This is a genomic window from Salinispora pacifica CNR114, assembly GCF_000514775.1.
Taxonomy (GTDB): Bacteria; Actinomycetota; Actinomycetes; order Mycobacteriales; family Micromonosporaceae; genus Micromonospora; species Micromonospora pacifica.
This window is the reverse complement of record NZ_AZWO01000016.1, coordinates 28,132-40,684: the sequence shown is the minus strand read 5'-3', so window position 1 is coordinate 40,684 and position 12,553 is coordinate 28,132. Positions and strand designations below refer to the sequence as shown.

At 69.8% G+C, this 12,553-nt stretch carries 9 protein-coding genes; 4 read left to right on the top strand and 5 right to left on the bottom strand.

Annotated elements, in window-relative coordinates:
* Positions 1–318: 318 nt before the first annotated feature.
* On the top strand, positions 319–1,692 hold the full coding sequence (locus B118_RS0111595; protein WP_027645742.1) for a GH1 family beta-glucosidase: 1,374 nt from the start codon (positions 319–321) through the stop codon (positions 1,690–1,692).
* Positions 1,693–1,767: 75 nt separating this feature from the next.
* On the opposite strand, the gene B118_RS0111590 is transcribed toward B118_RS0111595, so the two are convergent.
* Positions 1,768–3,153 carry an FGGY family carbohydrate kinase gene (locus B118_RS0111590; protein ID WP_028192791.1) on the bottom strand — a complete coding sequence of 462 codons (1,386 nt, stop codon included), beginning with the start codon at positions 3,151–3,153 and terminating at the stop codon, positions 1,768–1,770.
* A 273-nt stretch (positions 3,154–3,426) separates the two neighbouring features.
* Between B118_RS0111590 and B118_RS0111585 the strand changes: the two genes are divergently transcribed.
* Together B118_RS0111585 and B118_RS0111580 are read left to right on the top strand one after the other, a co-directional pair.
* Positions 3,427–5,343: a chorismate-binding protein gene (locus B118_RS0111585; RefSeq protein WP_027647755.1), complete on the top strand. Its 1,917-nt coding sequence runs from the start codon at positions 3,427–3,429 to the stop codon at positions 5,341–5,343.
* An 85-nt stretch (positions 5,344–5,428) separates the two neighbouring features.
* Positions 5,429–6,451 carry a glucosyl-3-phosphoglycerate synthase gene (locus B118_RS0111580; protein ID WP_155256546.1) on the top strand — a complete coding sequence of 341 codons (1,023 nt, stop codon included), beginning with the start codon at positions 5,429–5,431 and terminating at the stop codon, positions 6,449–6,451.
* 98 nt (positions 6,452–6,549) lie between these two features.
* On the opposite strand, the gene B118_RS0111575 is transcribed toward B118_RS0111580, so the two are convergent.
* Both B118_RS0111575 and B118_RS0111570 read right to left on the bottom strand, forming a co-directional pair.
* Entirely contained in the window at positions 6,550–7,944 is a 1,395-nt protein-coding gene (locus B118_RS0111575) for an MFS transporter (RefSeq protein ID WP_018223506.1), read from the bottom strand.
* Between the two features lie 411 nt (positions 7,945–8,355).
* Positions 8,356–9,741, bottom strand: a complete 1,386-nt coding sequence (locus tag B118_RS0111570; RefSeq protein WP_018223505.1) for an MFS transporter — start codon at positions 9,739–9,741, stop codon at positions 8,356–8,358.
* Between the two features lie 224 nt (positions 9,742–9,965).
* Between B118_RS0111570 and B118_RS0111565 the strand changes: the two genes are divergently transcribed.
* The gene (locus B118_RS0111565) at positions 9,966–11,375 is read left to right on the top strand and encodes a chitinase (RefSeq protein ID WP_018811303.1); all 1,410 of its coding nucleotides are present in this window, start codon (positions 9,966–9,968) and stop codon (positions 11,373–11,375) included.
* Between the two features lie 82 nt (positions 11,376–11,457).
* On the opposite strand, the gene B118_RS0111560 is transcribed toward B118_RS0111565, so the two are convergent.
* Positions 11,458–11,847 (bottom strand): hypothetical protein, encoded by a 390-nt coding sequence (locus B118_RS0111560; protein ID WP_018223503.1) that lies wholly within the window; start codon positions 11,845–11,847, stop codon positions 11,458–11,460.
* Between the two features lie 33 nt (positions 11,848–11,880).
* Positions 11,881–12,513, bottom strand: a complete 633-nt coding sequence (locus B118_RS0111555; protein ID WP_028192790.1) for a TetR/AcrR family transcriptional regulator — start codon at positions 12,511–12,513, stop codon at positions 11,881–11,883.
* Between the last annotated feature and the right edge of the window lie 40 nt (positions 12,514–12,553).

The window sequence follows — 12,553 nt, the reverse complement described above, 5'->3', positions numbered from 1 at the left end:
TGGGAGCGCTTCCACCTCGCCTCCCACTTCCACAGTGGAAGGAGGTGACCCACAAGCCACTCGCGTGACCCGGCTCCCAGGTGACACGCGCGGGCCAGACGCCACCGTCCGACCCGGCGGGTCCAGCACCGATGGGGGCGGGGGCTGCCCTCCCCCGCCCCCATCTCGCACCCCGGCGACAGCGCGACCGGGGCACACCACCCCCCACCCTGTCTAGAATCCCCTCACCTCCGGGCTCCCGCCGGGAGAACCGAAGGCGTACTCTGTCCTTGGGAGCGCTCCCGGTCCGGTTCAGAACTAACAGAGGAGACTCCCCCGATGTCGACCCTCCCCCACCCCGCGCAGCCCGACAGCTCGGCACACCAGCCAGCAGGCACCCTGCGCTTCCCACCGAACTTCGGCTGGGGAGCCGCCACCTCCGCCTACCAGATCGAGGGCGGGGCCAAGGAGGACGGCCGGGGCGAGTCGATCTGGGACACCTTCAGCCACACCCCCGGACGGACCCGTAACGGCGACACCGGTGACATCGCCGCCGACCACTACCACCGGTACGACGCGGACCTCGACCTCATGGCCGAGCTGGGCCTGCGCAGCTACCGGTTCTCCATCGCCTGGCCCCGCATCCAGGCCGACGGCACCGGTACGCCCAACCAGCGCGGGCTGGACTTCTACCGTCGGCTGCTCGACGGACTACATGACCGCGACATCCAACCGGTGGCGACGTTGTTCCACTGGGACCTCCCCCAAGCCCTCCAGGACCGGGGCGGCTGGGAATCCCGGGAAGTCGCCTACCGCTTCGCCGACTACGCCGAACACGTCTTCCGGGCCCTCGGGGATCGAGTACCGACCTGGCTCACCATCAACGAACCGAAGACCGTGGTGCAGAACGGCTACCTCTCCGGCCATCACGCCCCCGGTCACCAGGACCAGCAGGCCGCATATCTGGTCGCGCACCACCTGCAGCTCGCGCATGGACTCGCCGTCCGGGCGTACCGGGCCGGAAGTGGGACCGGGCGCATCGGGCCGGCGTTCAACCTGCACCCGTGCTACCCGGCCGGCTCCTCCCCCGACGCGACCGAGGCCGCCTGGCGCCACGACGGCTACGAGAACCGGCTCTACCTCGACTCAACGCTCACCGGCCGCTACCCCCAGGACGTGCTCGACGATCTCGGCCCGGGCCACCGGATGATCGGCGGCATCCACGACGGCGACCTCGGCATCATCTCCGCTCCCGTGGACCTACTGGCCGTGCAGTACTACACCCCGTACTACGTCACCGCTGCGGGCACCACCGTGCGACGCTGGCCCACCTCCGAGGCCTCCTGGCAGCAGATCTACCCCGAAGGCATGTACGACATCCTCAGCCGGATCACCCGGGACTACGGCCCGATCCCGCTGACCGTCACCGAGAACGGCCTGCCCACCCCGGACACCCTCGGCGCAGACGGGACGGTTGACGACGGCCGCCGGATCCAGTTCCTCCGCGACCACCTGGCCGCCGCACACCGTGCCCTCGCCGCCGGCGTACCGCTGGAGAGCTTCCACGTCTGGTCCCTGCTGGACAACTTTGAGTGGGCCGAAGGCTACGACCAGCGCTGGGGGCTGGTCTACGTGGACTACCCAACCCAACGCCGAGTACCCAAGCGCAGCGCACACTGGTACCGCGAGGTGATCGCGGCGGGCGGGTTCTGAGCGCGAGGCGTAGCCCGCGCCGTGCTCGGGAGCGGTGCGACAGCGTCGGGGGCGCGGAGTTCGGCGGCGCGCAGGTCAGGAGGGAGCGGTCAGCTCGCCGCTCCGGTCCAGGTCGGCCACCCCGGCCGCGTCGCCGATCCGCCCGAGTGCCACCAGCGCCGCGCCCGTCGCGCCGATCTCCGGGTTCCGCTGGTACCAGACCGACCGGGGAGCGAGGGCCACGGCGAAGGCCCGACGCCACCACTCGGACGCCACCATCGCCCCACCGCCCAGGACCACCTCGACCGGCCGCGAGCCCAGCTCCGACTCCAGGGCCGCCAGGTCCACCGCGACCAGCTCACTCAGACCCCGCATCAGGCCGGCCAAGATCTCCACGGCAGTGGTGTTGAAGCCAAGCCCGGCCAACACCCCGGAACCCGCCGGAGCCAGTCCCGGTGGCCGGTCGCCCCCGAAACCGATGTTCACCAGGGGCCCGCCACCGACGACGGGCACCCGGGCCAGTGCCGCGCTCAGCTCGGCCCGGTCGGGGAGCCGCAACTCCCGGTTGGCCCAGGCGAAGAGGTTGCCGCCAGCGGAGTACGCATTCCCGGTGACGATGTGCCGCTGGTCAACCCGGTACCGCCAGCGGCTCGGTGCCAGCCGGGGCAGTGGCTCCCCCGGCGCGACTGCCCGCACCACCCGGACCGCCGCCGAGGTGCCCACCGTCACCGCCGCCCGTCCCGGGTCAACGCAGCCCGAGCCGATGTTCGACGCGGCCCCGTCACCGATCGGGGCCGTCCACCGCGCCCTGGCCAACGACGGCCAGCGGCGCGCGTACTCCGCGCGCAGCCGACCATGCCAGTCCACCGGCGCCAACTCCGGCAACTCCCCCGGGCCGGTGTCGGCCAGCGCACACGCCTCCGGGTCCCAACCCATCGTGCCGAGGTCGAGCAGGCCGGTGCCGGAGGCCTGCGACACCGACATCGGGACCGGGTCCAGCAGCACGCCGAGGACGTACTCGGCCAGCCCGGCGAAGCGGGTGGCGGAACCACCGACTCTCACCCGTAGCCAGGGCAGCCGGACCGACCAGTAACAGCGGTGCCACCAGGTGCCGGTGCGCTGGTGGAAAGCCTCCGGGTCGCGCGGGCCGGATTGCCCGGGCAGCGGCACCGCTCGGGTGTCCAGCCAGGTGAGCACCGGGCCGATCGGGGCACCGTCGGCGGCGAGCGCGACCACCGAGTGCCACTGCGCGGAGGTCGCCACCAGTTCGACGCCGTCCAGGTGCCCGCCGGCGGCCAACTCGTCCAGGCACTGCCCCAGGCAGGCGAGGTAGCTCTGCGCATCCAGCGTGCCAGCGCCGTCCGCACCGATGACAGGGCTCACCGGCCGCCGGGCCAACGCCCGGGGCAGCAGCCGGACTGCCTCGTCGAGCACCAGACCACGTACCGAGGAGGTGCCCAGTTCCAACGCGAGTGTGGTCATCGTCGGTCACGCTATCCGGCCCGGCGGGGTGAAGCTCTCGCTTCCGCCCTGTGGTCCTCGTCGTCACGCTGCCGGCGAGGTGAGGCTCTCGCTTCCGTACTCGGCGACGACCGCGTAAGCTGGTGCGCATGCTCGCGCACCCGCACCGCTGGTGGCCCGCCAACCCGGCGGCCACTCTCCGCGCGTAGCTTCACGCGGCCGCCCGTCGAGGCGGCCGTCGGTCTCGGACCGGCACCGGACGCCCGTCGGGTGGCACCGGACCGAGGAGACCCGATGACCCACCTTCCCCCGCTACTCGCCGCCGTCGCGGCCGGCACCGACCCCGGGCCGTTCGCGCTCGTCCGCCGGGAGGGCGCCGACCACCTCGACCTCTACACCGGGTCGGTACGGGTGGTGGAACGACTCGCCGACATCCCGCTGCCGACCGGGGCAGCGGGGCCAGCCACCCTCGCGCTGGTGCCCTACCGGCAGGTGATCGAACGGGGCTTCGACTGCGTTGACGACGGCGCCCCGCTGGAGTGCCTGGTGATCGACCGGCACGAGGAGATCGACCTCCCGACGGCGCTGGCGGCGCTGCCGGACGACGCGGTGGTCACCCAGAACGCGGGCTTCGACAGCTCCGACGAGGAGTACGCGGCCACCGTTGACCGGGTCCTGGCCGACGAGATCGGCCAGGGAGCAGGCGCCAACTTCGTCATCCACCGCACCCTGCACGCCACCGTGCAGGGTGCGCCGCTGCGGGCGGCGCTGGCGGCGCTGCGCTCGCTGTTGCTACGCGAACGCGGTGCCTACTGGACGTTCATCGTGCACACCGGCGCTCGGACGTTGGTGGGGGCGAGCCCGGAGCGGCACGTCAGCGTGGACGACGGGCTGGTCCTGATGAACCCGATCAGCGGCACCTTCCGCCACACCGGCGCTGCTGCCGACCGGGCTGACCTACTGCGCTTCCTCGCCGACCCGAAGGAGACCGAGGAGCTGTACATGGTCCTCGACGAGGAGCTGAAGATGATGGCCTCGGTGGCCGAGCGGGGCGGCCAGGTGGTCGGCCCGTACCTGAAGGAGATGTCCCACCTCGCCCACACCGAGTACCTGCTGGCGGGGCGGGGGTCGAAGGACGTCCGCGACGTGCTGCGGGAGACGATGTTCGCCCCCACGGTGACCGGCAGCCCGATGGAGAACGCGTGCCGGGTCATCGCGCGACACGAGCGCACCGGGCGCGGCTACTACGCGGGGGTGCTGGCGCTGCTCGGTCGGGACGAGAGCGGCCGGCAGACCCTCGACGCCCCAATCCTGATCCGTACCGCCGAGCTCTCCCCCACCGGTGAGCTGCGGGTGTCGGTCGGGGCGACCCTCGTCCGGCACTCAGTCGCCGCCGGGGAGGTCGCGGAGACCCACGCCAAGGCCGCCGGGGTGCTCGCCGCGCTGGGCCTCGGCCCGCAGGCACCCGCAGCAGCCGCGGGGGCGGTGCCCCGGCTCGCCGACGACCCGGAGGTACGCGCGGCGTTGGCCGCCCGCAACGCGCCGCTGGCCCGGTTCTGGCTGGACCAGCGGCCGGCGGACACCCCCGGCCGTCCCGGGCTCACCGGCCGCCGGGCGTTGATCGTGGACGGGGAAGACACCTTCACCGGCATGCTCGCCCATCAGCTACGGGCGCTCGGCCTCAGCGTCACCGTGCGGCCCTGGGACGCGCCCGGCCCGCGGGACGGATACGACCTGGTGGTGGTCGGCCCGGGGCCCGGCGACCCAGCAGCGCTGACCCAGCCGAAGATGGTGGCGCTGCGCCGGCTGCTCACCGAGCTCCTCGCCACCGGCCAGCCAACCCTCGCGGTCTGCCTCGGCCACCAGCTGCTCTGCGGGCTGCTCGGGCTGCCCCTGCACCGCCGGGACGCCCCGTACCAGGGGCTGCAGCGAGAGGTGGAGATCTTCGGCGTCCAGCGGCGGGTCGGCTTCTACTCGACGTTCACCGCCCGAGCGGACACGGATCGCCTGCCCACCCCGTACGGCCCGGTGGAGGTGGCCCGGGACGACACGAGCGGTGCGGTCAACGCGCTGCGCGGCGTCAGCGTGGCCGGGGTGCAGTTCCACCCCGAGTCGGTGCTCAGCCCGGACGGCGTGGATGTGCTCGCCGACCTCTTGGACGACCTGCTGCCCGCGGCGAGCCGCCGGTGCCCACGACCCGTGGCACCGTGACACCGGTAACCCGGCGGGCCGCCTCACCCCGGCGCCACGCGGGTTAACCGACGTACGAAGGGGAAGTCCACCCGCGCGTTCTGCCATGACTCGGGGGGTGCCAGTGCGGAATCCAGAACCGGCCGTCTCACCGGCTGTCGATGCATGGACCACGTCTCGGACGTCATCGGCGCAGGATTGGCACATCGAGCGGCTGATGGAGGCGAAGGGGGAGAACCGGGTCAGCGTGGTGCTACCCGCCTACAACGAGGAGGCGACGACCGGGCCGATCGTCTCGACGATCCGCGAACACCTGATGGAGCAGGTCCCCCTCGTGGATGAGCTGGTCGTGGTCGACTCCCGGTCCACCGACCGAACCGCGGAGGTGGCCCGGGCCGCCGGCGCGGAGGTGGTCAGCCAGGACGAGATCACCCAGGGCCTGCCCCGGCTGGCCGGCAAGGGCGACGCGCTCTGGGCCGGTTTGGCCGCCACCGACGGTAACCTCGTCGCCTTCGTCGACGCTGACCTGCGCGAATTCCGGCCGCACTTCGTACGTGGTCTGCTCGGCCCGTTGCTGACCGACTCGTCGATCGATTTCGTGAAGGGCTTCTACCACCGACCGCTGGAAGACCAGCCCGGCCCCGAGGAGGACAACGAGGGTGGGCGGGTGACGGAGCTGATGGTCCGGCCGCTGCTGAACCTGTTCTGGCCGGAGCTGGCCGGCTTCGTGCAGCCTCTGGCCGGCGAGTACGCAGGTCGACGTCGGGTGCTGGAACAGCTGCCGTTCGTCACCGGCTACGGGGTGGAGACGGCCATGCTGGTTGACCTGCTGGAACTGGTCGGCCTGGACGCGCTGTCCCAGGTTGACCTTGGCCTCCGGAAGCACCGCCACCAGGACACCGAGGCGTTGGGGCGGATGTCCGCACAGATCATGCACACCGTCTGGGCACGGTTGCAGCAGCAGGGCTGGGCCGTGCCGGGAACCAACCCAGCCACCCTGCTGGCCCAGTTCCGCCGTGGCGACTCGGAGGAGTTGCCCAACCTGGACCGGGAGATCGTCGTCAACGATGTTTCGGTGCAGGAACGGGCGCCCCTGCGGGAGCTGCGCCACCTGGTGCCGCGCCGGTAGCGGCGACACTGGGTGCCGCAACCGGTAGCGGCGGTGTCAACACCGCGGCCGTGGAGTCACCCTTGGCCGCCCGGGCAGCGGCGTAGCTCGGTCGGGGGTCAGGGGATCCGGACCAGCAGCAGCGCGGCCACGGCGCTACCGGCCGCGATGCCCAGGAGAACCCGCATGATGCCGGTGGCGAGGTTGCCCTGCTCGATCAGCGTGCCGGCCGTCGCGATCGCGATGCCCGAGCCGGCGGAGAGGATCGAGAGCGTGGTCCCGGATGCCTCGCCGGCTCGCTCAGCCGGGACCATGGCCTGCGTGCCCAGGTTGGTCAGGGTGAGCCCGGTCCGGTAGCCGAACCCGGCGACGGCCAGACCGATCAGGTACGGCACGATCTCACCGCCAATGGCCACCACGACCAGGCCGACCGCGCCGACCAGGGTGGCCGCGGCGATCAGTCGACGCACCGCGACCCGTTGGCTGAGCCGACCCGCGAACGGACCGGCGATGCCACCGCTGATCGAGGCGGCGAGGACCGCCAGGCCCGCGACGAACGGCGAGTAGCCCCGGACCTGTTGTAGGTGGATTGTGGTGGCGAAGATCGTGACCACGAAGGCGATGTTGGCGACCAGCCCCATCAGGGTCACCGCCACGAACCTGGCGTCGTGGAAGAGATCCAGCCGGACCAGTGGACTTTCGGCGGCCCGTTCCCGGAGCACGAACGCGGCCAGCAGCACCAGCCCACCGACAGCGAGGGCGGTGGCCACCACCGGTCGCCAGGCGTTCATCCGGTCTGCGGCCACGGTGATCGCGAGGATCCCGAGCACCACCACGACCAGACCAGCCAGGTCAATCGCCCGCGACACCGTGGGGTCCCGCGACTCCGGCAGCCAGGCGACGATGGCGACGATGGCGACAACGCAGAGCGGCACGTTCACCAGGAGCACGCTGCGCCAGCTGAGCCACTCGGTGACCCCGCCGCCGAGCACCGGCCCCAGCGCCAGCGCCACCGCCCCGATGCCGTAGGCGTTGCCGATCGCCCGCTTCGCCCGCTTCCCCGGGTAGGCCTCGGTGATCACCGCGAAGGCGAGGGGGAACACGATGCCCGAACCCATCCCCTGCACGGCCCGAAAGGCGATCACGATCGGCGGATCGGAGCCCAGACCGGCACCGAGCGAAGCCGCCCCGAAGATGAGCAGGCCGACCAGCAGCATGCGGCGGCGACCGAGGATGTCGCCGAGCTTGCCGCCGGGGATGAGAAACGCCGCCTGGGCCAGGATGTAGCCGCTGACCACCCAGTGCAGATCGGTGGTGGTGGTACCCAACTCCGCCGCCATCGCCGGCAACGCCAGATTCAACGCATAGAAGTCCAGCTGCACGAGGAAGATGCACGCAGCGGCCGCGATCAGGGTCAGCTCGCGCCGGGGCCGGTCCGCCTCTCCCGCCGATGCGTCACCTTGGCCGTGGGGCCGGGGCAGACGCGGACGGAACGACACACCGAACCGTACCATTTCATACGAAAATGTCTTCCTTGTTTCGAGAGACTCCGCACGTCGCCCGCGGCCAGCACGACCCGGAAAACGAAACATCGACAACCCTTCTGGACCACTCTCCGCCAGCAGGCCGCCGAATAGGCTTGAACGTGATCTGCCACCAGATGTAGGTGTGGCCATACACCGCAGCTCGGCCAGGCTGATGACATCCACCCGGACGGTCGCCCGAGGAGGTGACAGTACCGGTGCACCTACTCCATGACCGGTCTGGCCATGATGAGTCGACATTTGTCCGCGATTCTGGCGTGAGGATCGAAGGTCGCGGGACAAACGGCAAGCAGGAAATAGGGAAATCGATGAAATACACCCGCGAACTGGTCGAGCCCGCCAACTATCACTTCGCTCTTTCTTCGCCGGGATGACGGCGGGTCAGCCAACCCGGAAACTCCTCGCCAGGACAGTCGCGGCCACGGCACTGCCGACCGCGGTCCCGAGGAGAACCCGCGTGATGCCGGTGGCGAGGTTGCCCTGCTCGATCAGCGTGCCGACCACCGCGACGGCGATACCCGAGCCGGCGAAGAGGATTGTGAACGTCACTCCGGATGCCTCGCCGGCCCGCTCGGCCGGGACCATGGCCTGCGTACCCAGACTGGTCAGGGTATACCCACTCTGGTAGCCGAACCCGGCGACCGCCAGCCCAAGCAGGTACGGCCCGATCTCACCCCCGACGGCCACCACGAGCAGACCGAGGGCGCCGACCAGGATGGCGATGCCGATCAACCGATGCACCGCGAACCGTTGGCTGAACCGACCCACGAACGGACCGGCGATTCCACCACTGATCGAGGCGGTGAGTACCGCCAGGCCCGCGACGAACGGCGAGTAGCCCCGAACCTGCTGCAGATGAATGGTCGTGGCGAAGATCGTGACCACCAAGGCGATGTTGGCGACCATCCCCAGGAGGGTCACCGCCACAAACTTGGTGTTTCGGAACAGATCCAGCCGGACCAGTGGACTGTCGGCCACCCGTTCCCGAAGCACGAACGCGGCCAGCAGCACCAGCCCACCGACAGCGAGGACAGCGGCCACCACCGGTCGCCAGGCGTTCATCCGGTCCGCGGCCACGGTGATGGCCACAATCCCCAGCACCACCACGACCAGACCCACCAGGTCAATCCGGCGCGACACCGTGGGGTCCCGCGACTCCGGCAGCCAGGCGACGGCGGCCACGATCGCCACGAGGCAGAGCGGCACGTTCACCAGGAGCACGCTTCGCCAACTGATCAGCTCCGTCACCCCACCGCCGAGCAGCGGCCCCAACGCCAACGCCACCGCCCCGATGCCGTACGCGTTACCGATCGCCCGCTTCGCCCGCCGCCCCGGGAACGCCTCGGTGATCACCGCGAAGGCAAGCGGGTACATAAATCCGGATCCCATCCCCTGCACAACCCGAAAAGCGATCACGATCGGCGGATCGGAGCCCAGACCCGCACCAAGCGAGCCCAGCCCAAAAATCACCAAACCCACGACCAGCATGCGCCGACGACCAAGGATGTCGCCCAGCTTGCCACCAGGAATGAGAACCGCCGCCTGCGCCAGGATGTAACCACTGACCACCCACTGCAGATCGGTGGTAGAGGAACCCAACTCCGCCGCCATCGCCGGCAACGCCAGATTCAACGCATAGAAATCCAACTGCACCAGGAAGATACACGCAGCGGCCGCGACCAACGTCAGCCGCCGTCGCGGCCGCCCACTCCCCACCGACCCGACACCACGGCCCGGCAGCCGAGGAAGGCTCGGGCGGAACGACACACCAATAACCTAGCATTCGCCCGAAAAAACCTTCTTTGTTCCATCTGGCTCCGGCAAGGGGACACGCCTGCGGCACCGCCGCCACCCGAGGGCGAAGGGATTGCGTCGTGCGTCGCGAATGACTCGACACAAACACTCTGGACACAAATAATTAACAGTCTTAATAATAAGACAGTGTGACGACGTAGCTACCGACAGGTGTCTGTCCGGGCGTGGAGGCTCCCATGAAACGTCGCAATTCCCTGATCCTGTCCCTGGTCACCGTCCTGATCGCCGCGCTCGGCGCGGCCTGGGTGGCGAAACCGGCGTACGCCGCCGGCCCCACCGCGAGCTTCGCCAAGGTCTCCGACTGGGGCACCGGGTGGGAGGGTAAGTACACGATCACCAACGGCGGCAGCAGCGGCGTGACCGGCTGGAGCGTCGCCTTCGACCTGCCCGCCGGCACGACGGTCGGCACCCACTGGGAGGCGCTGCTGCACTCCTCCGGCCAGCGGTACACCTTCCGCAACCAGTCCTGGAACGGCACCATCGCGCCGGGCGCAGCGGTCTCCTTCGGCTTCATCGGCAGCGGGCCCGGCTCGCCGACCAACTGCCAACTCAACGGCGCGGAGTGCGGCGGCGCACCACCGCCCACCACGTCTCCACCACCTCCCACCACCGCGCCGCCCACCACCAGCCCACCGACCACCGCGCCGCCCACGACCCCACCCCCCACCACCGCTCCCCCGAACGACGACCTGCCCGCGCACATCCTCACCGGCTATTGGCACAACTTCGACAACCCGGCGGTCGAGCTGCGCCTGCGGGAGGTCCCCGCCGAGTACGACGTGGTCGCCGTCGCCTTCGCCGAGGCGACCGCCACCCCCGGCGAGGTGACCTTCGCCGTTGATCCGGGCCTCTCCGCCGCCCTGGGTGGCTACACCGATACGGACTTCTCGGCCGACGTACAGACGCTCAAGAGCCAGGGCAGAAAGGTCATCATCTCGGTCGGCGGTGAGACCGGACGGGTTACCGTCAACGACGCGGCCTCCGCGGTCGCCTTCGCCGACTCCGTGCACGCCCTGATCCAGCAGTATGGCTTCGACGGGGTGGACATCGACCTGGAGAACGGCCTCAATCCCACCTACATGGCGCAGGCCCTACGGTCCCTGCGGGCCCAGGTCGGTGCTGGACTGATCATCGCGATGGCACCCCAAACCATCGACATGCAGAACCCGACGACCAGCTACTTCAAGCTGGCGCTCGACATCCAGGACATCCTCACGGTGGTGAACACCCAGTTCTACAACTCCGGCGCGATGCTCGGCTGCGACCAGCGGTTCGCCTACAGCCAGGGAACGGTGAACTTCATCGTCGCGCTGGCCTGCATCCAGCTGGAGGCGGGGCTGCGGCCGGACCAGGTCGGGCTTGGCCTGCCAGCCGGCCCCGGGGCGGCCGGTGGGGGGATCGTCGCACCCGGTGTGGTCAACGCCGCGTTGGACTGCCTGACCAGGGGGACGAGTTGCGGCAGCTTCCAGCCACCCCGCACCTACCCGGGGCTGCGCGGCGCGATGACCTGGTCGGTGAACTGGGACGTGACCAACGGCAACAGCTTCGCCCAGACCGTCGGCCCACACCTGGACACCCTGCCCTGACTCCGCTGAGGCGGCAGCGAACGTCCGAGGGTCGGCACCGCCGCATCCGGTGGTGCCGACCCTCGTGTTTCCCATCACCGGCTCAGCCGAAGAAGCTGAGGTAGCCCAGGAGCGCGCCGTAGCCGATGAAGGCGGCCCCCAGCACCCGAAGCCCCCGCGCGGACCCCCGACCCTGTTCCGCCGGTCGGAGCACCAGCTGGGGGATCCAGTAGTAGCTCATACCGCGCAGGGTGAAGAAGACTCCCAGCAGGGTCACCAGCACCTCCGGCAGGCCACCCCACTCGAAGTGGGTGACCAGTACGCCGAAGCCAACAAAGAGGTGCACCATGCCGGAGATGTTCACCGCCATCAGGTCCGACCGGTCGGCCCGCTGGGTGAGCCGCAGATAGAACTGGGTGGCCACGATAAACGCGACTCCGGAGGTCAACAGATACAGCGAGAGGATTTTTCCGAGCGTCTGGGTCAGGTCCATGTCCGCCGCCTCAGGGGTGTGAGTAACAATCGATCAGGTGCGAAAAATCCCGCTACCGAGTAGCTCCGACGCGACGCGCCCGTAGGTTGACTCCACCGTTGCCGCACCTCCGAGTGCGGTCAGGTCAACGCCGAGCAGCCGCTGCACATGTTCGTGGAGTGCGAGTGTGCCCAGGGACCAGATCGCCAGGAGCGCCGCCCGTTCGTAGGGGTGATCCGTCGGTCGCACCAGGCCCGAGGCGACTCCGTCGGCGAGGTAGCCGACCGCGTCATTGACCATCTCATCAACCAGTGCGGCCGTGTGCGGGGAGCCGTCGGCCAGCGTCCGGGCCAGGTATCGCAGCAGCGGCGGCCCGTCACCCAGGTCACGCAGCTCCGCCGGATCGAACCTTCCGGCCCTCATCACCTGCTGCTTGTGCTCCCGCACGAAGGCCGCGACGTGCTTGTCGCAGGCCACCCGCAGCCCGTCCTTCGAACCGAAGTAGTGAATGATCAATGATGGGTGGACGTCGGCTGCCGCCGCTATGGCACGGACCCCGGTGGCCGCCACGCCCTGATCGGCGAAGAGGGTGATGGCGGCAGCGAGGATGCGACTCTTTGTGGAGGACTTGTCGCCTCTCGGCGGCGATTCATCGGACACCCTCCAGACACTAAACGAACGTTCGATTAATGTCTAGCTATCACAATGACTGCCATGATCAGGTCCA

What these genes read in the sequence shown, in the direction of transcription:
- B118_RS0111595 (WP_027645742.1), top strand. Translation starts at nt 319, where the DNA reads ATGTCGACCCTCCCCCACCCCGCGCAGCCCGACAGCTCGGCACACCAG.
- B118_RS0111590 (WP_028192791.1), bottom strand. Translation starts at nt 3,153, where the DNA reads ATGACCACACTCGCGTTGGAACTGGGCACCTCCTCGGTACGTGGTCTG.
- B118_RS0111585 (WP_027647755.1), top strand. Translation starts at nt 3,427, where the DNA reads ATGACCCACCTTCCCCCGCTACTCGCCGCCGTCGCGGCCGGCACCGAC.
- B118_RS0111580 (WP_155256546.1), top strand. Translation starts at nt 5,429, where the DNA reads ATGACTCGGGGGGTGCCAGTGCGGAATCCAGAACCGGCCGTCTCACCG.
- B118_RS0111575 (WP_018223506.1), bottom strand. Translation starts at nt 7,944, where the DNA reads ATGGTACGGTTCGGTGTGTCGTTCCGTCCGCGTCTGCCCCGGCCCCAC.
- B118_RS0111565 (WP_018811303.1), top strand. Translation starts at nt 9,966, where the DNA reads ATGAAACGTCGCAATTCCCTGATCCTGTCCCTGGTCACCGTCCTGATC.
- B118_RS0111560 (WP_018223503.1), bottom strand. Translation starts at nt 11,847, where the DNA reads ATGGACCTGACCCAGACGCTCGGAAAAATCCTCTCGCTGTATCTGTTG.